At 63.8% G+C, this 22,810-nt stretch carries 20 protein-coding genes and 1 pseudogene; 8 read left to right on the forward strand and 13 right to left on the reverse strand.

Going from position 1 to position 22,810, the window contains the following annotated elements; translation table 11 throughout:
• Positions 1 to 33: 33 nt before the first annotated feature.
• Positions 34 to 1,272 (reverse strand): ABC transporter substrate-binding protein, encoded by a 1,239-nt coding sequence (locus tag ABFT43_RS14085; protein WP_347960983.1) that lies wholly within the window; start codon positions 1,270 to 1,272, stop codon positions 34 to 36.
• 347 nt (positions 1,273 to 1,619) lie between these two features.
• Here ABFT43_RS14085 and ABFT43_RS14090 point away from each other — a divergent pair, with 347 nt between their 5' ends.
• Positions 1,620 to 2,225 carry a TetR/AcrR family transcriptional regulator gene (locus ABFT43_RS14090; protein WP_347960984.1) on the forward strand — a complete coding sequence of 202 codons (606 nt, stop codon included), beginning with the start codon at positions 1,620 to 1,622 and terminating at the stop codon, positions 2,223 to 2,225.
• A 3-nt stretch (positions 2,226 to 2,228) separates the two neighbouring features.
• Here the strand turns inward: ABFT43_RS14090 and ABFT43_RS14095 are convergent, their stop codons facing one another.
• Together ABFT43_RS14095 and ABFT43_RS14100 are read right to left on the reverse strand one after the other, a co-directional pair.
• Positions 2,229 to 2,516, reverse strand: a complete 288-nt coding sequence (locus ABFT43_RS14095) for a hypothetical protein (RefSeq protein WP_347960985.1) — start codon at positions 2,514 to 2,516, stop codon at positions 2,229 to 2,231.
• A 13-nt stretch (positions 2,517 to 2,529) separates the two neighbouring features.
• Positions 2,530 to 3,027, reverse strand: coding sequence for a nuclear transport factor 2 family protein (locus ABFT43_RS14100; protein ID WP_347960986.1), 498 nt, complete (start codon positions 3,025 to 3,027; stop codon positions 2,530 to 2,532).
• 80 nt (positions 3,028 to 3,107) lie between these two features.
• On the opposite strand from ABFT43_RS14100, the gene ABFT43_RS14105 reads away from it, so the two are divergent.
• Positions 3,108 to 3,902 (forward strand): SDR family NAD(P)-dependent oxidoreductase, encoded by a 795-nt coding sequence (locus tag ABFT43_RS14105; protein WP_347960987.1) that lies wholly within the window; start codon positions 3,108 to 3,110, stop codon positions 3,900 to 3,902.
• 12 nt (positions 3,903 to 3,914) lie between these two features.
• On the opposite strand, the gene ABFT43_RS14110 is transcribed toward ABFT43_RS14105, so the two are convergent.
• Positions 3,915 to 4,220, reverse strand: a complete 306-nt coding sequence (locus ABFT43_RS14110) for a hypothetical protein (RefSeq protein WP_347960988.1) — start codon at positions 4,218 to 4,220, stop codon at positions 3,915 to 3,917.
• Between the two features lie 456 nt (positions 4,221 to 4,676).
• On the opposite strand from ABFT43_RS14110, the gene ABFT43_RS14115 reads away from it, so the two are divergent.
• Complete coding sequence (locus tag ABFT43_RS14115) at positions 4,677 to 5,339, forward strand: M23 family metallopeptidase (RefSeq protein ID WP_347960989.1); 663 nt, start codon at positions 4,677 to 4,679, stop codon at positions 5,337 to 5,339.
• Positions 5,340 to 5,376: 37 nt separating this feature from the next.
• Here ABFT43_RS14115 and ABFT43_RS14120 read toward each other — a convergent pair whose 3' ends face one another.
• Together ABFT43_RS14120 and ABFT43_RS14125 are read right to left on the reverse strand one after the other, a co-directional pair.
• The gene (locus ABFT43_RS14120) at positions 5,377 to 5,814 is read right to left on the reverse strand and encodes a hypothetical protein (RefSeq protein ID WP_347960990.1); all 438 of its coding nucleotides are present in this window, start codon (positions 5,812 to 5,814) and stop codon (positions 5,377 to 5,379) included.
• A 213-nt stretch (positions 5,815 to 6,027) separates the two neighbouring features.
• Complete coding sequence (locus ABFT43_RS14125) at positions 6,028 to 6,750, reverse strand: NUDIX hydrolase (protein WP_347960991.1); 723 nt, start codon at positions 6,748 to 6,750, stop codon at positions 6,028 to 6,030.
• Positions 6,751 to 6,847: 97 nt separating this feature from the next.
• Here ABFT43_RS14125 and ABFT43_RS14130 point away from each other — a divergent pair, with 97 nt between their 5' ends.
• Entirely contained in the window at positions 6,848 to 8,116 is a 1,269-nt protein-coding gene (locus ABFT43_RS14130; protein ID WP_347960992.1) for a vWA domain-containing protein, read from the forward strand.
• Positions 8,117 to 8,120: 4 nt separating this feature from the next.
• On the opposite strand, the gene ABFT43_RS14135 is transcribed toward ABFT43_RS14130, so the two are convergent.
• The 3 genes from ABFT43_RS14135 to ABFT43_RS14145 all read right to left on the reverse strand — a co-directional run bounded on the left by ABFT43_RS14135 (position 8,121) and on the right by ABFT43_RS14145 (position 11,051).
• Positions 8,121 to 8,660: a hypothetical protein gene (locus ABFT43_RS14135; RefSeq protein WP_347960993.1), complete on the reverse strand. Its 540-nt coding sequence runs from the start codon at positions 8,658 to 8,660 to the stop codon at positions 8,121 to 8,123.
• 133 nt (positions 8,661 to 8,793) lie between these two features.
• Positions 8,794 to 10,746 (reverse strand): alpha/beta hydrolase, encoded by a 1,953-nt coding sequence (locus ABFT43_RS14140; protein WP_347960994.1) that lies wholly within the window; start codon positions 10,744 to 10,746, stop codon positions 8,794 to 8,796.
• Entirely contained in the window at positions 10,746 to 11,051 is a 306-nt protein-coding gene (locus ABFT43_RS14145) for a hypothetical protein (RefSeq protein WP_347960995.1), read from the reverse strand. Before ABFT43_RS14145 ends, ABFT43_RS14140 begins: the two co-directional genes overlap by 1 nt.
• A gap of 720 nt (positions 11,052 to 11,771) precedes the next feature.
• Here ABFT43_RS14145 and ABFT43_RS14150 point away from each other — a divergent pair.
• Together ABFT43_RS14150 and ABFT43_RS14155 are read left to right on the forward strand one after the other, a co-directional pair.
• Positions 11,772 to 12,416, forward strand: coding sequence for a DUF3558 family protein (locus ABFT43_RS14150; protein WP_347960996.1), 645 nt, complete (start codon positions 11,772 to 11,774; stop codon positions 12,414 to 12,416).
• 109 nt (positions 12,417 to 12,525) lie between these two features.
• The gene (locus ABFT43_RS14155) at positions 12,526 to 13,134 is read left to right on the forward strand and encodes a class I SAM-dependent methyltransferase (RefSeq protein WP_347961016.1); all 609 of its coding nucleotides are present in this window, start codon (positions 12,526 to 12,528) and stop codon (positions 13,132 to 13,134) included.
• A gap of 258 nt (positions 13,135 to 13,392) precedes the next feature.
• Here the strand turns inward: ABFT43_RS14155 and ABFT43_RS14160 are convergent, their stop codons facing one another.
• The 3 genes and pseudogenes from ABFT43_RS14160 to ABFT43_RS14170 all read right to left on the reverse strand — a co-directional run.
• On the reverse strand, positions 13,393 to 14,706 hold the full coding sequence (locus ABFT43_RS14160; protein WP_347960997.1) for an IS256 family transposase: 1,314 nt from the start codon (positions 14,704 to 14,706) through the stop codon (positions 13,393 to 13,395).
• Between the two features lie 294 nt (positions 14,707 to 15,000).
• Positions 15,001 to 15,870, reverse strand: a complete 870-nt coding sequence (locus ABFT43_RS14165) for an oxygenase MpaB family protein (RefSeq protein ID WP_347960998.1) — start codon at positions 15,868 to 15,870, stop codon at positions 15,001 to 15,003.
• A gap of 232 nt (positions 15,871 to 16,102) precedes the next feature.
• Positions 16,103 to 16,602, reverse strand: a pseudogene (locus tag ABFT43_RS14170) (oxygenase MpaB family protein); the annotation flags it as partial.
• Positions 16,603 to 16,720: 118 nt separating this feature from the next.
• Here ABFT43_RS14170 and ABFT43_RS14175 point away from each other — a divergent pair.
• Positions 16,721 to 17,368 (forward strand): TetR/AcrR family transcriptional regulator, encoded by a 648-nt coding sequence (locus tag ABFT43_RS14175; RefSeq protein ID WP_347960999.1) that lies wholly within the window; start codon positions 16,721 to 16,723, stop codon positions 17,366 to 17,368.
• A gap of 99 nt (positions 17,369 to 17,467) precedes the next feature.
• Here the strand turns inward: ABFT43_RS14175 and ABFT43_RS14180 are convergent, their stop codons facing one another.
• On the reverse strand, positions 17,468 to 18,787 hold the full coding sequence (locus ABFT43_RS14180) for an IS256 family transposase (RefSeq protein ID WP_347961000.1): 1,320 nt from the start codon (positions 18,785 to 18,787) through the stop codon (positions 17,468 to 17,470).
• Positions 18,788 to 19,463: 676 nt separating this feature from the next.
• On the opposite strand from ABFT43_RS14180, the gene ABFT43_RS14185 reads away from it, so the two are divergent.
• The gene (locus ABFT43_RS14185) at positions 19,464 to 22,541 is read left to right on the forward strand and encodes a DUF3427 domain-containing protein (protein ID WP_347961001.1); all 3,078 of its coding nucleotides are present in this window, start codon (positions 19,464 to 19,466) and stop codon (positions 22,539 to 22,541) included.
• Positions 22,542 to 22,810: the final 269 nt, after the last annotated feature.

Below are 22,810 nucleotides of genomic sequence, written 5' to 3' on the forward strand. Positions count from 1 at the left end.
GCGGCGTGCGCGACCCCCGATCTCCTCGAAGTGTCAGTTGTTGTTGACGGCGGTGGTGTTCTCGAGCTTGCCCTCGGCGTTGACGTCGCTGACGAGAACGGCCTTGCTGCACAGCGAGGTCAGCGGCGGGAACGCGGTTCCGTTGCAGGTGAACGTGATTCCCGGTGCGGCGGGCAGCGGGACGTTCTTCGACCCCGACAGCGCCTTGGTGAACGCCGCGGCGTCGACCGGGCCGTCGAGCCCCTCGAGCTCACCGAGTGCGGCGACCGACTGGTAGCCGATGTAGGCGAGGCCGGCCGGGTCGGTGTCGGGCGCGTACTCCGCCATGATGCTGCGGTAGAGCTCGACGCTCGGATCGTCGGAATCGACGTTGACCGTGGTGAACGCCTTGGCGCCGTCGACCGCCTCGGTGCCGGTGGCCTCGACCACGGCCTTGTCGAGGCAGCTGGCGATCAGGAACTTCTTCACGTCCGGTGCGACCGTCTGGAGGGTCTTGAGAATCGAGATGCACTGGCGCTGGTCACCGAGGATGCCGACGGCATCGGGGTTGTCGGCGAGGCCCGCGGTGATCTGCGGCGTCATGTCGGCGGCGCTGACCGGGACGGTCACGACATTGAGCGCGACGCCGGCGCGCTGGAACATCGGCTCACCCAATGCCTTCACCGACGCCGCGGCGTCGCCCGAGTCGCCGAGGATGACGGTGACCTTCTTGAGGCCTTCCTGCGCAGCGGTGGCCGCCTGCCCCGCGAGGACGGCGACGATGCCGCCGGACAACATGAACGCCTTGGGGGTGGCCATCTCGGCCTGGGACACCGGCGCCTGTGCGACATAAGGGATTCCGGCCCCGGTGACGATCGGCACCATCACCGCACCCTGTGCGCCCATCGGCGACACGACAACGGCGACCTTCTCCTCGACCATCTGGTTGGCGCACTTGGTCGCCGAGGCGGGTTCCTCCTGCTGCTTGCAGACGACCAGGTCGATCTTGTGCCCGCTGAGGCCGCCGCCGTTGTTGTTCAGGTAGTCGACCGCGGCTTCCGCACCCTCACGCACCATCGGGGTCGTGACCGCGCCGCCTTCGGGGACGATGAGTCCGAGCTTGACCGGGTCGCCGGTGGCGGCATTGCTCGGGAGTGCGCTGGTGCTGCCGGAGCTCGAACTGTCGGAACTGTCGTCGGCGCAGGCAGTCAGTCCGCCGAGGGCGAGGACGCCTGCACACCCCATGACAATGGTCGCGCGGAGTGCGCGCTTGAGAGTGGTCGGTGATTTCAACTGCGATCCCTTCGATTGGAGATGCGAAAGCCGGCGCGGCCGGTGTCGAGCTGACTGTAACCACGGCCGGTGTCGGGAATGGGCGGTTTCCTGCGATTCGCGCGAATGCGAAACATGCTGTGCCACAACCTGTTCAGCACTCAGTTTCCGGCGCGCACCGGTCATTGCGCGCCGGACGTCACACCGAACGCGGTGTCGGCATGCAGGCCGCCCCGCCGGACCACGCCACTCGCATGGCACTCACCATCCTCGGGCCGTGTGACGCCGAACGTGTCGTGCGTCACATGACTGATGAAAAGTTAGACGACCATCCAGAAATGTGGAGCCGAATGCAAGAATTGGTCCCCATGAGCGGGATCGCGCCCATCGGCCGCCGGCAACAGAACAAGCTCGAGACGCGGCGTCGACTGCTCGCGGCGGCGCGTGAGTTGCTGGGAGCACGCGGGGCCGACGCGACGGTCGAGGAGATCGCCGAGCGCGCGGAGGTGTCCCGGGCGACGTTCTTCAACTACTTCCCGAGCAAGGATGACCTGATCGCCGCACTGTACGGGGAGCTGATGGGACTGTTCGCGCAGGTGGTGGACCGGATGCTGGCCCAGCCGATAAGCACCTACGAACGGGTGGTGGGGGTCTTCACGGACTTCGCGCGGTCGTCGATCGACCAGCCGGAGTACATGCGTGTGGTGACGGGCGAGATCGAGCGGATCTACGCGGCGTCGGAGAGTCAGAGCGAACTGAGCCACCTGTTCACGGTCGAGGTGCGGCGACTGATCGAGCCGGGGTTGGCGCAGGGCGATGTCCGTACCGATCATCCCGTGGACTTCCTCGCGCGGATGGTGGGCGCGATCTACATGCAGACGATGCGCTACTGGCGCATCGACCCCGATCTCGACCTCGGCGAGACCTTCGAGCGCGCAGGGTGTTTCGCGGCGGAGTCGATTGCGCCGCGGTGAGCTTCAGCCGGTGTCGGGGTGCGGGACAGGGGTCTCCCACCGTTGGCGTCGTTCGTCCTCGGTCTGCTCCCACCACGGGGTTCCGCGCTCCCCCAGTGCGACCTTCGCCGCCTGTACGCCGGCGCGCGCCTCGGGTGCCCCATCGGTTCGCTTCACCTCGCGACGCCAGGCCATGAGGATCGACTGCAGCTCTGACCGGCGGGCATCGGGGATGAGCGGATCCGTCGCGCGCCACTTGCGGCCGTTGACCACGATGTGGTGGCCGTCGGCGGTGTGCTCGGGTTCGCTCATGGGATCGCTGTGGTCAGTTGTCCCGGAAGGTTCCGGGCCGGAGCTCGGCGCTGCCGAGTGGGCGGCGCAGGGTCCAGCGGACGGTGAGCCTGCTGGCGCTGATCTTCCACTCGCCGGATTCGACGAGGTACTCGTCGTCGTATTCCCCCGTCATCACGGTTTCGCTGCTGTCGATCAGGTTGATCTGCCGGAATTCGAGTGTCCAGCGGCCGGTTGCCGTGGTGTCCGAGGTGAGCGTGATGGACGGGTGGTGGCCGTGGTGCATGTCGAAGATCGCGTACTGGCCGTCGACCTTGTGGAGTGCGACGTGCTCGAAGACCTTCACCATCGGCGCGGCGTCGTCGAACGTGCCGAGCGGACCGTAGTCGATGCGCGCACCCTTCCGGATGAAGCAGCAGCGGAACCCCTCGACGTCCTTCGCGTCGCAGGCCCGCCAGTAGCGGTACTTGAGTTGCTTGATCGCTTCGATGTTCGCGAGTTCCTCGAGGCGGCGAGCGGCACCGGTGTCCATGTCCCCACAGTAGAGGCCGGACTCCCGGGCCGGGGCGATCTGCATCGTGGCCGCTGCGGTCCGCGCAGTAGAGTCCGGGCATGTCCACCACAGCAGTTGTCACCGGCGCCGGTCGAGGTATCGGACTGGCCTTCGCCCGTCGTCTCGCACGGGAGGGGCATCGGGTGATCCTCACCGACGTCGACGGCGAGGCCGCTCGACGCGCGGCCGCCGAGATCGGCGGTGACGTGGTCGGTATGGAGCAGGATGTGCGGGACATCGCGTCCCATCGCCGGGTCGCCGAAGAGGCGGCCGCCCTCGGCCGGTTGAGCGTATGGGTGAACAACGCCGGTGTGCTCTTCGCCGGGGATGCCTGGGAGCATTCCGACGAGCAGATCGCGTCCATCCTCGACGTGAACGTGCGCGGTGTGATGGCGGGCTCGGCTGCCGCCGTGTCGCAGATGCGCAGCACGGGTGGCGGGGTCATCCTCAACATCGCGTCACTGTCGGCGCTCACACCCGTGCCCGGGCTGGCGCTGTACGCCGCCACCAAGGCGGCGGTGCTGTCCTACACGACGTCACTGGAAGGCGACCTTCGGCATGCGGGACTGCCCATTCGGGCCCGCGCGTTGTGCCCCGACGTCGTCAACACCCAGATGGTCACCTCGCGCGCAAACGACCCGGGCGCAGCCATGCTCTTCGCCGGCCCCAAGCCGCTCGACGAAGAAGCCGTGGTCCGCGCCGGCATGGAACTCATGGACAGCCGGCAGGTCTTCCGTGTCCTGCCGCGCTGGCGAGGAATCATCAGCCGTGCCGGAGATCTCGCGCCCAGTGTCGGCCTCGAACTGATCGGAGCGATGCGCAGGATCGGAAGGCGGCGTCAGTCGGGCACGTGAGGACCGTTGCACCTATGCGCTACTGAGCAGTTGTAAGGCGAAGGTCTCTCCTTCGCTGGTCAGGGTTGCGTCGGTGAGCGGGGCCGCCATGGTGTGCGGCATCTCGTAGGCCGACGCCCGCGCGAAACCCAGACACCGGCCAACCCTTTGTGGTGACGCTTTGCCGGCCAAGCCGACTTCGGCAGCGAGTCCGTGTCCCCGCCGAGCTTGGGGCACCGTACGGCGTTCCTCGTCGGCGGCGCGCAGCACGTCGAGGTTGGCGGCTTCACGGACTCGCGCTGCCGCACATGCGGACATGAGGTCTTCCAGCAGGGTCATTCGCTGCACCGGCGACAAGCAACGCGACACCCACCCGAGCGCAAGGCGCTCACCGGCAGGAATGCAGCGAGAAGCGTGGGCCACCCCTGCCGCGATGACCATCGCACGGTTGTCGGGCTCGACTCATCGAGTCGACGACGGGCCGTGCTCCAGGCTCTGCCCCCGGTTCTCGCGGTCGGGCGGTGAATGATGACGGCCGACAACGCGGGACTCCTGGTGACAGCACCCGTCGGAGGGCGTAGCGCCGTCACATCATCCACAGAAGACCACTCGCATCCCAGGTTCGAAATCGGGGGTGTGAGTCCGGGCACGCCGTGTGAACTGGGCCAATGACGATTCACCTGCGAAAACCGGCGTCTCGACGCGTGATTCTCAGGCTCCGTTCAGGTCGCCGCCGTTAGCGTGGTCGTGTCCGATCCGAGATCTAATCGTTACCGAAACAGAAAAGCTGTGCCCTTGAATTTCCTGAACGCTCATCACTCGCCCCAGACCAGCACCCGAAAGGCGGTGCGGGCAATCGCGCTCGCTGCCTTTGCAGGCGCCGCCGGCCTGACGGTCGGCAGTGCGGCACAGGCATCGGCCCAGCCCGCGCCTCAGCCGCCGGCCCCGCAGATCACCCTGCCGGAGAACGTCAAGTTGCCGGCCGGCGTGACCCTGCCTCCCGAGCTCGACAAGTTCGCTCGCGACGTCCTGCCCCCGTCGGTGTTCGACACCCCCGGTGCTCCGGGCGTCCGCAAGGCCGTGAAGCCCGTCAGCGGCACCGTCACGTCGGGCTATGGCCCACGCTGGGGCTCCAACCACAACGGCGTCGACATCGCCAACAGCATCGGCACCCCTGTCTATGCCGTGACCGACGGTGTCGTCCTCGAGTCCGGCCCTGCGTCCGGCTTCGGCCAGTGGGTCCGCGTCAAGCAGGACGACGGCACCACCGGCGTCTTCGGACACGTCGACCAGAGCTTCGTCCACGCCGGTCAGCGCGTGACCGCCGGTCAGCAGATCGCGACCGTCGGCAACCGCGGCCAGTCCACCGGACCTCACCTGCATTACGAGGTCTGGGATGCGAACGACAACAAGATCGACCCCCAGGTGTGGCTGAACAAGCGCGGCGTCCACCCGTGACCAGCATTCACCCCTGAGACCGATAACGGTCGAACGATCACCTGCTCTGCGAATACTCCTCATCCCCGGGGAAAGTTATGCAGGGCGACGAGGAGCGGACGGTCCACATGTCGCTGCCGCGCCACGACACCATCAGCACCACACTGAACCCCGCGTCGTTGCGGACGCTGCGTTCCTCGGGCGCCTTCCCGGGTCCGATGTCGACCGGCTCGAAGCCACGCTCGACGAGGGCGTCGAAACCGCGGTCGACCTGCGCTCGCAGGGTCGGGTCACCGAGGTAGTCGATGTCTTTCTCGTTGCGCACACTCCACGGCGGGCCGTCAACGAGCGAGTTGCTTCCGGTCGAACACCCGTACAACACGTCGACGCGCCACGACGGATTCTCTGGAAAGGGTTGCGCGACATCCCATTCCGGGAAGATCACCTGGAGATGCTCGTTGACCGTCCGCCACGCCACCTCGAGCGGCATCTCCACCGCGGGCTACTTCTCTCCGGAGTCCGACGAGGTCTGGCAGCCACTGGTGCACGCGAGGATGGCGAGCACGCCCATCAGGAAGGCGAGGGGTCGTGTGATCACCGACGACGGACTCCCCGCGCGAGCCGATCGCCGGCCCGCGTGACACCTACCGGAATGTCTTCCACGCTGTGTCGTGCACCCCCCTCATAACCCCCATGGGTTCCGGTGATTCTAGAACCCGGGATCCTGCTCCGATCGCGGGCTCGGCAACTTCCACCCGAATGTTGCCGACGGCGGCGCGTTCTTGACGTACAACCGCGCCGGCCGGCCCCCTCCGACCTTGGTCGCCGGCTTCCCGTCGGTGTCGAACTGCGGTTCCAGGAGCGGCAGCACCCTCCTGTTGAACGAGTCACGCATGAGTCGTCGACCCAGGACCGCCTCGTGCAGTTGTCTCAGCTCCGACAGCGTGTACGGCGGCCGCAGAAGGTTGTCCGGATCGGGCTGGTCCTCGTAGCGCTCCCGCAGATTGTCGGTGGCGGCTGCAATGATCTCGGCGTGGTCGTACAGGAGCGCCTCCCCTGACACCAGCCGCCCGGCGGGTGCCACGGGGGCGAGTTCGCCGACAACGTCGGACAGCTCGATGCTCGGCATGGCCACCGCGTGCGCGATCGAGATCGTCCACCCCCGGGGATCTCGATCTGGATCACTGAACACCGCAAGCAGATGCGGTCGGACGTGATCGGGCGACAGCCCCAGTTTGAGCTTGAGGACCTCTCGCACCGTCTGCTCGACGGTATGCCGTTCCCGGACGAACCGGCCTGGCAACGCGGCCCGCCCCTTGGCGTCGCGCTGGATCACGACGTTCAGCGCGCCATCGGAGACGGTGAGCACGGCGATGTCGACGGCCACGTTCGGCCGCGGATAGTCGGCGAGCGTCCTCGGTCGGTCGGTCATGGGAAAAGACTATGCGAATGTCTGCGCAAAGTACTAAACTCACTATCGCGCAAAGTCACCGTCTCGCTCAGGCGTCGAGGCGGAGGAAGGAATGACGATGAAACTCTCCGCTGCTCTTGATGTCGAGATGGTGGCCCACGAGTCGGCCGACGAGGTGACCGTGCTGCTGGAGCTGCAGGCGCCCGCAGGCCCCGAGTCCAAGCGCTCCCCCGCCGCCCTGCAGGTCGTCCTCGACCGCAGTGGTTCGATGCACGGCGCTCCCCTGGAGGGCGCGAAGAAGGCGCTTGCCGGTGTGGTCGCGAAATTGGACCCGAACGACGTGCTCGGTGTGGTCACTTTCGACGATGACGCGCAGGTCGTCGTACCGGCCACTCCCCTGTCGAACAAGGCGGCCGCGCTGGCTGCGATCCGGTCGATCCACGCGGGTGGGTGCACCGACCTGTCGTCGGGCTATCTGCGTGGGCTGCAGGATCTTCGACGGGCCGCCGCCACCGCCGGGATCCGCGGCGGAACCGTGCTGGTCATCAGCGACGGCCATGTCAACCAGGGCCTCACCGACGTCGACCGGTTCGCCGCCGTCACCGCGAAGGCCGCCTCCGACGGCATCACCACGTCGACGCTCGGGTACGGACGCGGCTACGACGAGACGTTGCTGTCGGCTATGGCGAAGGCGGGCAACGGCAATCACGTGTTCGCCGACAACCCGGACGCGGCCGGCGCGGCCATCGCCGGCGAGGTCGACGGGTTGCTGTCGAAGTCGGCGCAGGTCGCGACGCTCGTCGTCCGGTTCGTTCCTCAGGTGACGTCGCTGTCCCTGTACAACGATCTGCCCGCGCACCAGACCGGTGACGGCGAGGTGATGATCGAGCTCGGTGACTTCTACGCCGAGGAAGAGCGCAAGTTGCTGCTGCGGATGAAGGTCGACGGGCTGGCTGCACTGGGGTTGGCCCAGATCGCCACCCTCGAGCTGCGGTATGTGGAAACGGCAACGCTCACGGAACACAGTGTGTCGCTGCCCATCTCGGTGAACGTTGTCCCAGGCGACCAGGCCTCGGGACGAGTGCCGAATCCGAAGGTCGAGTCCGAGAAGCTGTACCAGGAGGGCCAGGCGGCGAAACTCGAGGCGTCGAAGGCGTTCGAGGCCGGCGACGTGGGCGCGGGGGACGCCTTGCTGCGGGAGTCGGCGGAGCAGCTCCGCCGGGCGTCGACGCTCGCTTCGCCGGAGGAGTACATGGCGATCGAGCAGGAACTCCGCAGCATCGAGGAGCTGAGTGCCCGGGCGCGGGTGGAGGGCGCCGGGTACGTGTCGAAGGCGACGCGCGACTCGTATCACCTGGCGAACCGGAAGCGGGGTCGCCGGCGGTAGCGGGCTACCTTGTCTTCGAGTACTTCTCGTCGCCGGGGAAGGTGATGCACGGCGAGAACGAGCTGATCGTCCAGACGTCCTCGTTGCGCCACGACACCATCAGGACGACGACGAAGCCGTTGTCGTCGGCGACCTTCCGTTCCTGGGGTGCGTCCTTGGGGCCGTAGTCGACCGGCTGGAATCCTCTCGCCTCGAGGGCGGTGAAGCCACGGTCGACCTGTGCGCGAACAGCGGGGTCACCGAGATAGTCGACGTCCGTCTGATTCCGAACACTCCAGGGCGGACCGTCGGCGAGGGAATTGCTGCCGGTCGAGCACCCGCGGAGAATCTCCGGCTCGGACGGAGGCTCGTCGGGAAAGGGTTGCGCGGCATCCCATTCCGGGAAGATGACCTGGAGATTCTGGTTGACGGTGCGCCACGCGGCGTCGAGAGGCATCTCCACCGAGGGCCGTTCGGGGCTGGTGTCGAGAGCTTCGCAAGCGGTCGACGAGCCGACGAGCGCGAGCGCACCGATCACGAGGACGAGAGATCGCTTGGTCATCATGGCAACCAGGGTAGGTGGTGCACTTGATTTGGAGCCTTCCTCGTCGGAGACCGCCTTTTCCTGTGGCGCATCCCTCGTTCGCATACTCCACGGCGTGAAGCCGCGAGAAGTTCTTTCCCGTCGACAGGTCGTTTCATCGCCACGGCAGCCTCAGCGGGATGTCCGGGATGGGTCCGGGCATGTCGATGTCGCCGTCGAGGGGTTCCACGAACGGAGCGAACGGGGTCGCGCGCATGGACCATTGGAATCCGCTCCAGGCGTCGTCCGTCGGGCGATCGGGTACTCGTTTCTCATACGGGATCGGTTCGTCTCCGGTGATGACCTTCACCATGTTCTGGAACGCGTCAGATTTTGGATCGTTCCAGTAGTTGCCGTGCCCATCCGTCCCCTGGACGAGCCTCCGCACCCTGTCATCGTCGGGTCCGTAGTATCCGGTGTCGAGCCGGGTGACCCCCGGCATGCTGTCCGGGTCGCTTCCGTGCGGGTTCATCGGCAGCGACTGGATGTAGTGGATCATGTCGCCGGGCGCGGTCATCGAGTACCGCTCCACGTCGGGGTTCGGGTTGTTCCACCCGCCGTCGAAAACCCCGGTACCCGCGGACGACGCGTACAGGACGCGGTCCGCGTTGAGTCCGAGCTGCTCGGCGCTACCCACCACTGAACCGCCGTAGGAGTGACCGATGTACGTCGTCTCCGCACTCGGGGCGACGGCGTCGAGTTCCGCGTCGAGCTCGCGGCCGAAGGACACCAGCCGAGGGGCCATGTCCCGTGCGAACGACGGATCCGCGGCGGTGCCGGCCAGGTGATCGCCGACAGCCGGGGCCGCCCCGAGAACCGCGCCGCCGAGAGCGAGTGGCGCGCCGAGCGGACCGAGTCCGGCAGCGAGCGGGCCGAGTGCAGCACCGTTCTTGAGCGCCCCGGACAGAGCCTTGCCCGCGGAGTCGGTGATGCCCTCGTCACCCAGGTCCTGTGGGAGGTCGCCGTCCATGTAGAAGAACACCGGGCCTCCGGTCATTTCCGCAAGCCGCTGAGCCGCTTTCAGGTTGTCGCCGCTGACGTCGAGGTTGGTGCCCGTGCCCGGCACGTAGACCGCCGCGTTGCGGATGCCGGGCTGCATCTTGCCGACCATCTCGATGATCCGGCCGTTGGGGGTGTTCTGGAACGCGATGATCATGCGCTCGGACTTGCCGTCCTCACCGGACTTGAAGCCCATGCCGCCGTCACCATAGGTTTCGCCCTTGGGTCCGTACGGGTCGTCGACCTGCTGGAGCAACTCCCGGAGCTTCTTCAGTCGCCCGTCTCTGCCGGGCTGGTCGTTGCCCTTCTGGATCTCGTCGGCGATCGCGTTGCGGATGTTTACCTCGTTGGCGTTGGCTCGCACCACAAACGGAACGCCGTCGGTGTTGCCCATGAACTCCGGATCGGCCTGCACGAGTCGTCGGATGTCGCCGGACGACATGTGTTCGAGCATTGCGCGCCGATCTTCGGGCGACATCCCGCGCATCTCAGCTATGAGATCGTCGGCGTCGATCTTCCTGCCGTTCGGAAGCGTGACGTCGGGCTGGCCGTTGATCATGGCACCCAGGTCGCCGGCCAGGTCTTTCAGGCGTGTCCCATAGTCGGTGTCGAGGTCGCCGGCGGTGCGCAGGCCCTCCTTGATCCGGTATTCCAGGGTTGCGGCTTCATCCCGCTTGTCCGGGTCCTCGGGCTCGGTGATCTTTCCGGTGTCCGACACGTAGAGACCGAGACGAAGCGCGTCTTCGACGAGCCCGAGGACGTGGTCTTTGGCGAATTCGAGGTCCTGGGCGGCGTCGGCCGCCTCGTCGGCGAACTGGTGCAGCACGTTTCGGACTTCTTGCGCGTGGTCTTGTTCCTTGCGCACCGCGTCGAGTGCCGCCGCTTTGGTGAGCCCTTCCCAGTCGTCGGTCGCGTCCATGGCGCGGACGAAGCCATCGATCGCCCCGTCGAGCGTGGTGGCGTTGTCGCGCGCGACGAGCCCCGCCTTGTCGAGCGAGGCCAGATTCCAGCTCTTGAGTTCCGAGATCGTCGGCGGGGTGCCGCCCCGGGGCCCTCCAGGCGTTGGCATCAGCGCGGCTTGACCTGCTCGAAGAGTCGGGCCGCCGCCCGGTCGTTGTCCTCGGTGGTCGCCGTGAACTGCCGCAGGTGATCGCTCAGGACCATCAGCCGGGTACCGATGGAGTCGGTTGCCTTCTTGGCAGGTTCGGCGGCCTCTTTCGCGGCGTCGATCGCGCGTGAGGCGTTCCCGCTCGCCGCGGCCATTCCGGAAAAATCGAGGCCCTTGACGGTGCCACCGCTGTGTTGCCAGGCCGACGCGGTCGCCTCGATCTCCGTCCGCTCGATCTTGAACCTGTTCCCGTCACGCGGCGCCATCGGTTCCCCCTCATCTACTCCCCCACGGCCTCGGGTGATGATAAGTGCGGATCTTGTGGATGACAGCGAAGGTATCCACAGGACGGCGAACTTGCGGGTTACCAGGGCCAATGCGCTGGGTTCTGGGTGTATTTGCGCCCCCGTCTGGCGCCGTGTCGGAGCGAGACGACGATCGACTGCAACTGGGGGTTGATGTCTGGCTCTCTCACCTGCGGTTTGCGCGTTCCTGTCCTGGGGATAGGCGGCGTCGGGGTGCACAGCCACGGCTCAGGGCTGGTGATTTCGGGTGATCGCGCTAGTCTGTCCGTCAAGGTGGGGGCGCCGTCGGGGCGCGCAATGCGTGAGGGGGACCTGTGACGATTCCGTTCTCGGACGACTCCTTGCTGCCCAGGCCTACCCCAGAAATCCCGGTCAGTCCCCATGGCCAGCAGTGGCTGGTGAGGTCTGAACGGGCAGCGTGGGAGAAGCGGGCGGCGGTGGCTGCGGAGGTGGCCGAGGAATTGGATAGGGCGTTCGTAGATCTTAAGCAGGTCGGAAAGGCGAACTTCCTCGGTGATTGCGTGGAAGGACAAGCTGTGTACAACGGGCTGAGGCAAGCGATTTCCTCACTAACTGCGGATATACGCTCGTTCGCTAATCGTTCGATCGATCTAGCTGGTGAATGTCGAGCAGCTGCCACTGACTTTGAACGCGCAGACGCTCAGTCAACGAAGAGACTCGATGGCTAGATTCAGACTGTACGTGTTAGGCATAGCAATTGCGATAGTGTCGCTGGCGTGTGGATGCGCCGCAGAGCTAGGACAACCACACGCTGAGCAATCAGCTACCAGATCCTCATTAGAAACAGCTGTGATCCGGCAGACAGATGACGCTGGAAACCGCCTTCCTTTGGATACCGAGTTTCCTAATCGATGGAACGGGAACAACGACGGGACAACCTACGAGCCTTGCACCCAAGTCCCTCTTGATGTGGTCGATCATTTCGGGTTAGACCGACAGTCAATAACCGACGTTGCAGCGTCAGATCATCAGACCGCCCGAGGGTGCGAGTGGCGATTCGCCAACGATCCGCGGTCCACACTCGCTCAATTCGTAGGCGACCTAGTGCGACCCTCAGCAGGCTTGTCAGGCCACAAGGAACTCAACCGCGCCGGAACCACGTGGCTGCCAGACGCCTCGGTCGCCGGACGTCGCGTACTCATAGAGTCCGCGATGCCTGGCGATTGCACCCTGTACGTCCAGTCTGGAGACGCTCTGGTGATCACTTCCATCACCCGGATGGGTCTGAACCCACCGCCGACTGAGCGTGTCTGTGGTGAGGCATTGGACTTCTTGCGTGCGACAATAAAGCAAATCCCCTTCTAGAACGTCTTACTCGTCACCCCGCATGCAACCGCTATGCGCACCTAATCCGATTACTGCGACCAATCACTGGTTCTCCGGTCCATTTGCGGCGATCTGCCACTATGGCAGCATGACCGAACCAAGCCTCTGGATGCAGAAGGTCTCCGAGGACCCACAGCACTCCCACTGGTACGTCGACCGCTTCCGCAAGCTCGAGCGTGAGGGCACCGACGTGTACGGCGAGGCTCGACTCATCGACGCTATGGCTGCGCGCGGGTCGCACATCCTCGACGCTGGCTGTGGCCCGGGACGGACTGGTGGCTATCTGCATCGCGCGGGTCACCGTGTCGTCGGCGTCGACGTCGATCCCGTGCTCATCGCGGCAGCCGAAGAGGACCATCCGGGTCCGCGATGGATCGTCCAGGATCTCGCCGAACTCGATCTCCCCGCGGTCGGTATCGACGAACCATTCGATCTCATCGTGTCGGCCGGCAACGTCATGGCATTCCTTGCTCCCAGTACACGAATTTCGGTTCTGGAACGCCTTCGCACCCATCTCCGCGAGGACGGCCGGGCAGTTATCGGGTTCGGCGCCGGGCGCGGGTATCCGTTCAGCGAATTCCTCAAAGATACGGCGAGGGCAGGATTCACTCCCGATGTTCTTCTCTCTACTTGGGATGTGAGACCGTTTGCCGACGACTCGGATTTCCTGGTCGCTGTGCTTCGAAACTCTGACTAGGTTGGAATCGCGGTGACTAGCGCTATGAAGATATTGGTCCTGCAGTCTCGAGAGTTCGCCTAGAATCACGAGCCGTTCGACCACGACATCGTCCTTGAGACCAACAAGACATCGTGTGCGTCGTCACAGCAAACCAGACTCGCACCCGATCGTTGTCGACCTGATAGGCACGCACCTACAGCTCTGCCTCTGGCCGAAGGCCCACGTCACCCCACGCCTCCCGACGAGGAATTGTCAATACCTGTGGATCGGGGTGTTTCAGGCGACCTCCGTTCCGGTGTGCTGTTCGCCATCTGACGGTGGTCTCGGCGGGGTGATATCGGTGGGTCGCTCGAGCAGTTTGCCTTTGTGGAAGACCGCTCCGGCACGCACGAGGGCGACCAGGTGTGGGGCGTTGACGGCCCGCCAGCGTGCTTGCGCGGCGTCGATCAGCTTGTAGGCCATCGCCAAACCAGCCGCGCGTGATCCCGGACCCTTGGTGACCTTCGTGCGCAAACGCACTGTGGCGAAGGTACTTTCGATCGGATTCGTGGTGCGCAGGTGGATCCAATGTTCGGCGGGATAGTGGTAGAACTCCAACAGCACATCGATGTCGTCGACGATCTTGGCAACCACTTTCGGGTACTTCGCGCCGAAGGCGACCTCGAACGCTTTGACCGCGACCTGGGCTTTGTCGATGTCTTCGGCGTTGTAGATCTCGCGCATGGCCGCCAGCGCGGCCGGGTGCGCTGATTTCGGCAGCCCGGCCAGCACATTGGCTTGCTTGTGGAACCAGCAGCGCTGTTCTTTGGTGGCTGGGAACACGTCGCGGACCGCTTTCCAGAACCCGAGCGCGCCATCACCGACCGCCAGCACCGGGGCGGTCATCCCGCGGCGTTTGCAGTCGCGCAGCAGATCAGCCCACGACTCGGTGGACTCGCGGTAGCCGTCGGTGATCGCGACCAGTTCCTTGCGTCCATCAGCACGCACGCCGAGCATCACCAGCAGGCATAGTTTCTCCTGGTCCAAACGCACCTTGAGGTGGATGCCGTCGACCCACAGGTAGACGTAGTCGGTGCCCGAGAGGTCCCGGGCGGCGAAGGTGCGGGCTTCGTCTTGCCATTGCGCGGTCAGGCGGGTGATGGTGGTGGCCGACAACCCAGCACCGGAGCCGAGGAACTGCTCCAGTGCGGGCCCGAAATCGCTGGTCGACAGGCCGTGCAGGTACAGCAGCGGCAGCACCTCGCATATCTGCGGGGACTTGCGCGCCCAGGCCGGCAGGATCGCCGAGGAGAACCGCTTGCGCTCGCCCGTGTCGGGGTCGACGCGGCGGTCGTTGACCCGCGGCGCTTTCACCTCGACCGCCCCGGCGGCGGTCAGCACCTTCCGGGGCTGGTGGTAGCCGTTGCGCACCACCAGTCGGCGGCCGTCCTCATCGAGTTGGTCGGCGAAGGCGGCCACGTAGGCGGCGACCTCGGCCTGCAACGCCGCGGCCAGCATCTGCCGCGCGCCGTCGCGAACGATCTCATCCAACAAGGACCGACCGCCAGCGTTGTCGTCGGTCTCCTGGCCATCGTGAACTACGCTGAGCATGGGCGTACCTTCCCAACCAGCGCGCCAACGCCGGTCTTGATCAGAACCACTTCGACTTTCAGATCATCCTCGGGAAGGTGCGCCCACCTTCACGCCGCCCCACGCCAAGGCTCATCCACAGGTATTGATCATTGCTCCGCCGTGAAAGCCCACCGATTCGGGTGTCACCGAGTTGTCAGGCTTGAGATGTCATAGTTCCGTTTTGACAGGGGCAGCGGAGCGTCGCCTGTGAGTCTTAGTGTCAGCCGACTTTCTGTTCCTCGATCAGCTCTTAGGCCTCACGTCCTTGCTTCGTCATAAGCCGTGCTTTTGAATGGCCGCGTATGCGCGGGGGAAGTAACGCAGTTTCAGGGGTAGGCGCGGCCAGATCAAGCGAACGGAGTAGCACAGTGCCTCAAAGGCCAATTCGTCGGTGGTGGACCAGTTCAACCCGAGGATGTCGCGGGCGCGCTGGGACATCATGGCCGACATCAGCCACGAACCTACCCGTCTAACTGCGGGTTCGATGGCGAGCCTCCACAGAGGGGCTGGAACGCGCACGGGAAGGGTTTTCGGCATTGCGCTACGTCCGCCTTTGCCAGTAGCGAAGTCAGTAGTCTTGTTTGATTCCAGCACCTGCTCATGCATCCGATTCCAGTACGCCTGGAAGTCTCGGTAGTTGTCGATGACTGGTCGCATCGACAATCCGTAGCGCTTCCACCACGTGACACCTTCCCGCACGAGCTGGTCTTTTTCCGCCTCCGTAAGCGGGGTGCCGAAGTACTTCGAGATGGTGATCACGGTGTCGATAAATGTGGCGTGCGTCCACCAATATGTGTCGGGATCTAGCGCGTGATAACGCTCGCCGGACGGCAGGTGTCCTTTGATGTCGTGGTGAAAGTCCCGCACCATCAGGCCGGTTTGCTTCTCAGGGTCGTCGTAGACGACACCCATGATCGGCGGTATGGAGCGAACGATACGATCTATCGGATCGTCGAAGAAGTTTGATACTTCCTGCAGAGACTGTCCTACGGCTGGGTGCATGTTTTGCAACGTCCCGGTGTACGGGACGATTAGGCAAAGGAGCCGCTGTCCGAAGATCCGCCAAGTGAGCGAGCCCGGTCCGATGTCCGCTTGCCGAGGTTCGTCTGACCGAGCGTGCGAGAGAGAAATGTCTACATCCACCTTCTGACATCTCCTGTTCCTTTTAAGGCCCCGTCGGCTATTGCGTGCGGGATGGGGCATCCAAATTTGATACTGGCGGTTTGATCGTGGTGGTCGTAAGGGGTGCCATGAATTCCCCTCCTAGACGCTAAGATTCGGGTTACCTTCAGTAGTGATCCCCACAACGCCGTGTCGCTCTTGCGGCCAGCTGCACGAGCGGTGGCTCCCGGTAATCGGTCGAGCAGGCGTCGCAGCGGCGGTAGAAAGCACTGACGAAGCGTCCGGTTTGTCCAGTGGCCCAAGCGACTTCGTCACCTACAAATGTTCCGAAGATGTCTCCGATGAACATCCCGACCTTGCCCGACAGCGACGCATTGTTCCATAACCGGCGGCCTTCTCCCACAGGTTGGCGTCATACCATTCAGGCGGATTGTCGAGCTGATTGAACAACGCCACCAACTCAGCGGGTGCATTTGAGACGGTGCCGATGCCATGGTCGAGAGCTTGGTTCAAGATCGCCCTGCCTTCGGCGACTCCTGTTTCTCGGAATCGCGCAACGACAGCGTCCATCAGCTCGTCGCCTTGCCACATATGATCGACGTACAAGTCCGTCCACGCTGTTGCGCGGGGTACCTCGCTGAATTGCATCCAGGGCGTGACCATGCGTCGACGCGAGTGGGTCCACATCGGGTCGAAGCGCACTCGCGGCGGCGCAGAGCGCATTGGCATTCCGGGTCGCCAGTAGTAGTCGTTCTCAGCGGCCGACGTGGACGGACGTTCGCCACGAGAGCCGCCTTGAAGCGGCGAGTTAGTCATGCCAGAATGCTGACACGAGCTTTTACTCGCATACAATTCGTGTGGTGAACTACCGATGAACAGCCAGTTTGGCCAGCCCCGGCGCCTCCCGCGTCAGGAACGCTCGCGTTTAATGGTCCGACGCATCCTGGACGCAGCCCGTGATGTGTTGATTGACCGAGGGTATGAAGGTGCCTCCACCAACCGGATCGCTGAGGTTGCCGGCATCAGTCCTGGCTCGCTCTATCAATACTTCCCGAATAAGGACGTGATCATCGCGGCGGTTATCGACGACTACACCGACGACATCGCCCGCACCGTCACCAGTCACATCGCTCAGCACATCGGCACACCCGACGAACTGGCCATCCTGCGCGAAACGCTCGACGTGCTGCTCGACGCCATGGAAGAGCAGCCTGAACTGCTACGCGCATTGATCGAACACGTCCCCCGACTGGGGTTGGGCGACAAAACGACCGACTTCGAACAACGAGTCGGCCAACTGGCGATCGTCCATCTGCGACTGCGTTCACAGGCTGCTAAGCACACCGAAACCATTGTGTGGATCGCAGTCCGCGCGGTCGAACACCTAATGGTCCGGTACGTGCTCGATCAGCCTCCCATCGACCGTAACGAGTTCCTCGACGAGCTCACCCTCATGCTCGGTACGTACATGAACGCCACCCGATTACCCGACCCGGCAAACCCTCCGGATGCCCGTTGATGCACTCGAGTCCCACCCAGGGACGGTAAGTCCGAGGATGTATGGCGAATGCAGCCCGGTCATGCGGAGGAATTGTCAATACCTGTGGATCGGCGTGTTTCAGGCGACCTCCGTTCCGGCTTGCTGATCGCCGTCTGAGGGCGGTGTCGGTGGGGTGATCTCGGTGGGGCGTTCGAGCAGTTTGCCCTTGTGGAAGACCGCGCCGGCGCGGACCAAAGCGACCAGGTGTGGTGCGTTGACGGCACGCCAGCGGGCCGCGGCGGCGTCGATGAGCTTGTAGGCCATAGCCAGACCAGCCGCACGTGATCCCGGCCCCTTGGTGACCTTGGTTCTCAAACGTACTGTGGCAAAGGTGCTTTCGATCGGATTTGTCGTGCGTAGGTGGATCCAGTGCTCGGCGGGATAGTGGTAGAACTCCAGTAGGGTGTCCAGATCGTCGGTGATCTTGGCGACCGCCTTGGGGTACTTGGCCCCGAAGTCGACCGTGAAGGCCTTGACCGCGACCTGGGCCTTGTCGATATCCTCGGCGTTGTAGATCTCCTTGATCGCCGCCAACGCCGACGAGTGCGCTGATTTCGGCAGCGCGGCAAGAACATTAGCCTGCTTATGAAACCAGCACCGCTGCTCTTTGGTGGCCGGGAACACCTCACGCACCGCGTTCCAGAACCCGAGTGCGCCATCGCCGACCGCGAGCACTGGGGCGGTCATGCCGCGTCGTTTACAGTCGCGCAGCAGATCAGCCCACGACTCGGTCGATTCCCGGTAGCCGTCGGTGATCGCCACGAGCTCTTTGCGGCCGTCAGCGCGCACACCCAGCATCACCAGCAGACACAGCTTTTCCTGGTCCAGGCGGACCTTGAGGTGGATGCCGTCCACCCACAGGTAGACGTAGTCGGTGCCCGACAGGTCCCGGGCGGCAAACGCGCGGGCCTCGTCCTGCCACTGGCTGGTCAGCCGGGTGATCGTGGTGGCCGACAACCCGGCACCCGAGCCCAGGAACTGCTCCAGAGCGGGGGTGAAGTCGCTGGTGGACAGCCCGTGCAGGTACAAAAGCGGCAGCACCTCGCTCATCTGCGGTGACTTGCGTGCCCACGCCGGCAGGATCGCCGAGGAGAACCGTTTCCGTTCACCGGTGTCGGGGTCGACGCGTTTGTCGTTGACTCGCGGTGCTTTCACCTCAACTGCCCCGGCTGCCGTCAGCACCTCGCGGGCCTGGTGATAGCCGTTGCGGACCACCAGCCGATGCCCCTTCTCATCGAGCTGATCGGCGAACTGGGCCACGTAGGCGGCGACCTCAGCCTTCAACGCGGCGGCCAGCATCTGTCGCGCCCCGTCGCGGACGATCTCGTCCAACAACGACCGACCAGCACCGCCAGTGCTTTCGTTGGCCTCGATGGCATCGTGAACTACGGTGAGCATGGGCGTACCTTCCCGAACCAGCGCGCCAACGCCGGCTCATGATCGGACCTTCGGATATTCAGATCATCCTCGGGAAGGTGCGCCCACTTTCACGCCCCCTCACCGAGGCTCATCCACAGGTTCTGATCATTGCTCCTCCCGACTGCAAGGTTGTTCGTCATCGATGGGACCCCGGCGCTGCTAGGTGGCCAAAACCGCACGCTAGGGATCGAGTTGGGTAGGAGCTCTCCCCATCACGCCACGATCATCGCAGTAGAGGCCTTGGCGACGCACCCCTCGGTGTCGGGGAGCATCGCTGTCTCCGGACGCGACGAAATCAGCGTGTTACAGACGGACATTGGGCTCGGCGACCGAAGTATCCCCTACGAGCTCCGCACGCCCGATCAACCCGCCCGAACCGACGACGTCGTGACACGCGAAACTACGTCAGCGAGATCGCGCCGCGTTTCGGGTACCCGGCGTGCCCCGATGACAGGGACCAGGCCGTCCGCGTGGGGGAGTCTCGGGCTGACATGTATTCAAGTGGCGCCGCGCGACTCCCAATTGTCCGACGTAAGAACCTCGAGCCGGGCACTCATTGCTGAACCTGACGACAGCAACCGCCAATTTGGGACGAACCGGGACTCGATGGCGATCGGAAACGCCTTTGTCAGTATCTCGTGGTGTACTCACCACCGTGCATGATTCTTTGGTCCCTGGTGTCTATGAATCGGTTTTCACGCAGCGACTTCAGCATCGCATCGATGCCTCCTCCCTGGAGGCCGAGTCGACGCCTATCGGCAAGGCCGACGTCCCCCACGTATTCGCGAAACACATCGCGACAGCGGTCGAGCGACACCTCATTGAATTCCCCGAGGACCAGCGCCTTGACGCTGCTAACGCGGTGCTTACGGCGCTAAGGGATGCGGCCCCGGACACAATTGTCCGATCCGAGGTCGTGACCTCGGTTCACGAGCCCGGCGCGCCAATTGCCGAGCGGCCAGTCACGCCACTGTCCGAAGTTGCACTACTCACTAATACTCGCGATGAGCCAAACATGGCGAGCGAGATCGCACGCGAGCTGGCAAGTGCGGACCGCGTGGACTTGCTCTGCGCCTTCATTCGGTTTGCAGGCATCGCTGTCATTCGGCGTCAACTAGAGGCACTGCGCGACCGAGGCGTCCATCTACGAGTAATCACCACGACGTACCGGGGTGCAACGGAGCGGCGAGCGCTCGATGAGCTTGTATATCGGTATGGCGCAGAAGTTCGCGTTCGCTACGAGACTGCGTCAACGCGACTTCACGCGAAAGCCTGGCTTTTCCGCAGGAACTCGGGATTTGACACCGGATATGTTGGGAGCTCGAATCTCTCCCGCTCCGCGCTCGTTGATGGACTCGAGTGGAACGTGCGGATCTCCAGCGTCGCGACACCTACGTTGGTGCGGAAGTTTGAGGCTACGTTCGACACCTACTGGAATGACCCCGCGTTCATCCCCTACGACCCAAGCATCGACGGTGCTCGCCTCGACAAGGCGCTCGCCGCCGCTAGTGGCACGCGGCGGCCGGGCGACGCGCTCACGATATCGGGACTTGACGTCCAGCCGTATCCCCACCAGGAGCGAATCCTCGAAGCTCTCGATGTGGCACGCGAAGTGCACGATCAGCATCGGAACCTAGTTGTGGCAGCGACCGGTACAGGTAAGACGGTAGTCGCCGCTCTCGATTACAAGAGACTGTGTGAAGCTGCTGAGAAGCCGCTCACCTTGCTGTTTGTCGCACACCGAAAAGAGATACTCGAACAGTCGATGCGACAGTACAGGGAGGTACTCGGCGACGGGAGTTTTGGAGAACTCTACGTCGATGGAAGCCGCCCGACCGACTGGAAGCATGTCTTTGCCAGCATTCAATCGTTGAACAGTAAGACCAGGCAGGTGTTCGACCTGTCAGCCTTCGACGTGGTTGTAGTTGACGAATTTCACCACGCAGCGGCCAAGAGTTACGTCAGCATCCTCTCCCAGATCGGTCAGGCTGAGCTTCTCGGCCTCACCGCAACGCCCGAACGTTCCGATTCGCTCGATATCCTCAGCTGGTTTAACGGTCGACCCACGTACGAGCTGCGACTCTGGGATGCGCTCGAGCAAGATCTTCTCTGCCCATTCCACTACTTTGGTATCTCGGACAATACCGACCTGCGCGACATCGCCTGGTCACGCGGCGACTACCGCATTAGCGACCTCGAGAACGTCTACACCGGTAATGATGCTCGGACGCGCCTCATACTGAACGCAGTTCGGGACTACGTCGCAGATCCACTAAGCATGCGAGCCCTCGGCTTCTGCGTGTCGATTGCACACGCCGAGTACATGGCGCACTCGTTCTCAAGGCAAGGAGTTCCCGCGAGGGCTGTCTCTGCCGAAACCAACAGTGACGACCGCGCGCGAGCATTCGCTGATCTTCGTAGCGGCGCCGTCAAGTGTCTGTTCGCCGTAGACATTTTCAACGAAGGTGTCGACCTTCCCGACGTCGACACCCTGTTGATGTTGCGTCCAACCCAGAGCGCGACGGTCTTCCTCCAACAGCTTGGGCGCGGCTTGCGACGGAGCAGAGGGAAGGCCGTGCTCACGGTGTTGGACTTCATCGGACACCACCGCGCGGAGTTCAACTTCGCCCCACGCTTTACGGCGCTGACCGGCAAGCGAGGCAAACGCCTCGTTGAGGAGGTTTCGGACGGATTCCCGTACTTACCCGGGGCGAGCAGGATAGTTCTTGACCGGCAGGCTCAGAACATCGTTCTCGAGTCGATCAAGCGATCACTCCCCACGAACCGCAAGTCCGCACTCGTAGCTTCAGTCCGCGATGCGAATACGACGGTCCTTGGCGAGTACCTCGATGCCACGGGAGCGGAGCTCTCAGATGTCTACGGAGGAAGCGTCGCCCGCGCATGGACTTCCCTACTCCGGGATGCTCGTCTCCTTTCGTCGGAGCCTGGGCCGGCCGAATACTCGCTTGCACGCCGTGTGCGGGCACTGGCGCACGTAGACGATCTCGAGCGGATTGAGCTGTACCGGCGACTAATCGAACCGAACGCTCCAACCTACGCGCAGCTCTCGCCCCGCGAGCAGGTACTGGCGCGCATGCTCTTCTTCACCCTTTGGTCTGACCTAGGTGGATTCACTAGTTACGACGCCGGGTTCAGCCATCTCCGCGCTCATCGAGCGTTATGCGTTGAAATCAGTCAGCTCCTTGACGTCGCCGTGAAGAACATTAATCACGTCCCGAGGTCGGTCGGTGCTGGCGTCACCGGCATGCCGCTTTATACCCACGCGCACTACCGGCGAGAGGAAGTCCTTGCGGCGATCGGCTTCGCCAACTTGGAGCGCAAAGCCCGTGGCCAGGCCGGCGGCGTCACCTGGCACGAGAACACAGGCGCGCTGTTCGTAACCCTCCACAAGAATGATCGCGAGTTCAGCCCGACGACGATGTACCGGGATTTCCCCATCTCGCGAGAGCTGTTCCATTGGGAGTCGCCAAACAACACCGCGGAGGACTCCGAGATGGGTCGTCGCTACATCGAGCAGCGCACCAACGGATGCGAAGTTCTCCTGTTCGTCAGGGAGCGCACCGATGGAGACTTCGGCGCGGAACCCTACATGTTCCTCGGCAACGTCGACTACGTCAGTCATCGAGGCGAACGTCCTATCGCAATCACCTGGAAACTTCGACGGCCAATGCCAATTGATCTGTTTGAGAGTGGCGCTGTCGTCGCAAACTGATTAGCCCCATCGATAAACTCGTCGGGGCTGTCTCCGATGCCAAAGCTGACTCCCCTCTGACCCGCGTCACTGTCATTGTCCCCAGCTACGGTGCAGCCCGTGACGTGCTCCACCACCTCGCCCGTCATAGTGGTGTCGCGAGCACCCGAGTGGTCACCGTCGCGCAATTGGTGAACTCCCTGGCGGCACCCGCACTCGCGCGACGACAGCCACTCGAATACCCACTTCTCGAAGCTGCGTCGAACGGGTGCTGGTGGATGCACCGGGCG

It is taken from the genome of Gordonia aurantiaca (assembly GCF_039939235.1).
Lineage (GTDB): Bacteria > Actinomycetota > Actinomycetes > Mycobacteriales > Mycobacteriaceae > Gordonia.

What these genes read in the sequence shown, in the direction of transcription:
- ABFT43_RS14090 (WP_347960984.1), top strand. Translation starts at nt 1,620, where the DNA reads ATGAGCGGGATCGCGCCCATCGGCCGCCGGCAACAGAACAAGCTCGAG.
- ABFT43_RS14095 (WP_347960985.1), bottom strand. Translation starts at nt 2,516, where the DNA reads ATGAGCGAACCCGAGCACACCGCCGACGGCCACCACATCGTGGTCAAC.
- ABFT43_RS14100 (WP_347960986.1), bottom strand. Translation starts at nt 3,027, where the DNA reads ATGGACACCGGTGCCGCTCGCCGCCTCGAGGAACTCGCGAACATCGAA.
- ABFT43_RS14105 (WP_347960987.1), top strand. Translation starts at nt 3,108, where the DNA reads ATGTCCACCACAGCAGTTGTCACCGGCGCCGGTCGAGGTATCGGACTG.
- ABFT43_RS14110 (WP_347960988.1), bottom strand. Translation starts at nt 4,220, where the DNA reads ATGACCCTGCTGGAAGACCTCATGTCCGCATGTGCGGCAGCGCGAGTC.
- ABFT43_RS14125 (WP_347960991.1), bottom strand. Translation starts at nt 6,750, where the DNA reads ATGACCGACCGACCGAGGACGCTCGCCGACTATCCGCGGCCGAACGTG.
- ABFT43_RS14130 (WP_347960992.1), top strand. Translation starts at nt 6,848, where the DNA reads ATGAAACTCTCCGCTGCTCTTGATGTCGAGATGGTGGCCCACGAGTCG.
- ABFT43_RS14135 (WP_347960993.1), bottom strand. Translation starts at nt 8,660, where the DNA reads ATGATGACCAAGCGATCTCTCGTCCTCGTGATCGGTGCGCTCGCGCTC.
- ABFT43_RS14140 (WP_347960994.1), bottom strand. Translation starts at nt 10,746, where the DNA reads ATGCCAACGCCTGGAGGGCCCCGGGGCGGCACCCCGCCGACGATCTCG.
- ABFT43_RS14145 (WP_347960995.1), bottom strand. Translation starts at nt 11,051, where the DNA reads ATGGCGCCGCGTGACGGGAACAGGTTCAAGATCGAGCGGACGGAGATC.
- ABFT43_RS14150 (WP_347960996.1), top strand. Translation starts at nt 11,772, where the DNA reads ATGGCTAGATTCAGACTGTACGTGTTAGGCATAGCAATTGCGATAGTG.
- ABFT43_RS14155 (WP_347961016.1), top strand. Translation starts at nt 12,526, where the DNA reads ATGACCGAACCAAGCCTCTGGATGCAGAAGGTCTCCGAGGACCCACAG.
- ABFT43_RS14160 (WP_347960997.1), bottom strand. Translation starts at nt 14,706, where the DNA reads ATGCTCAGCGTAGTTCACGATGGCCAGGAGACCGACGACAACGCTGGC.
- ABFT43_RS14175 (WP_347960999.1), top strand. Translation starts at nt 16,721, where the DNA reads ATGAACAGCCAGTTTGGCCAGCCCCGGCGCCTCCCGCGTCAGGAACGC.
- ABFT43_RS14180 (WP_347961000.1), bottom strand. Translation starts at nt 18,787, where the DNA reads ATGCTCACCGTAGTTCACGATGCCATCGAGGCCAACGAAAGCACTGGC.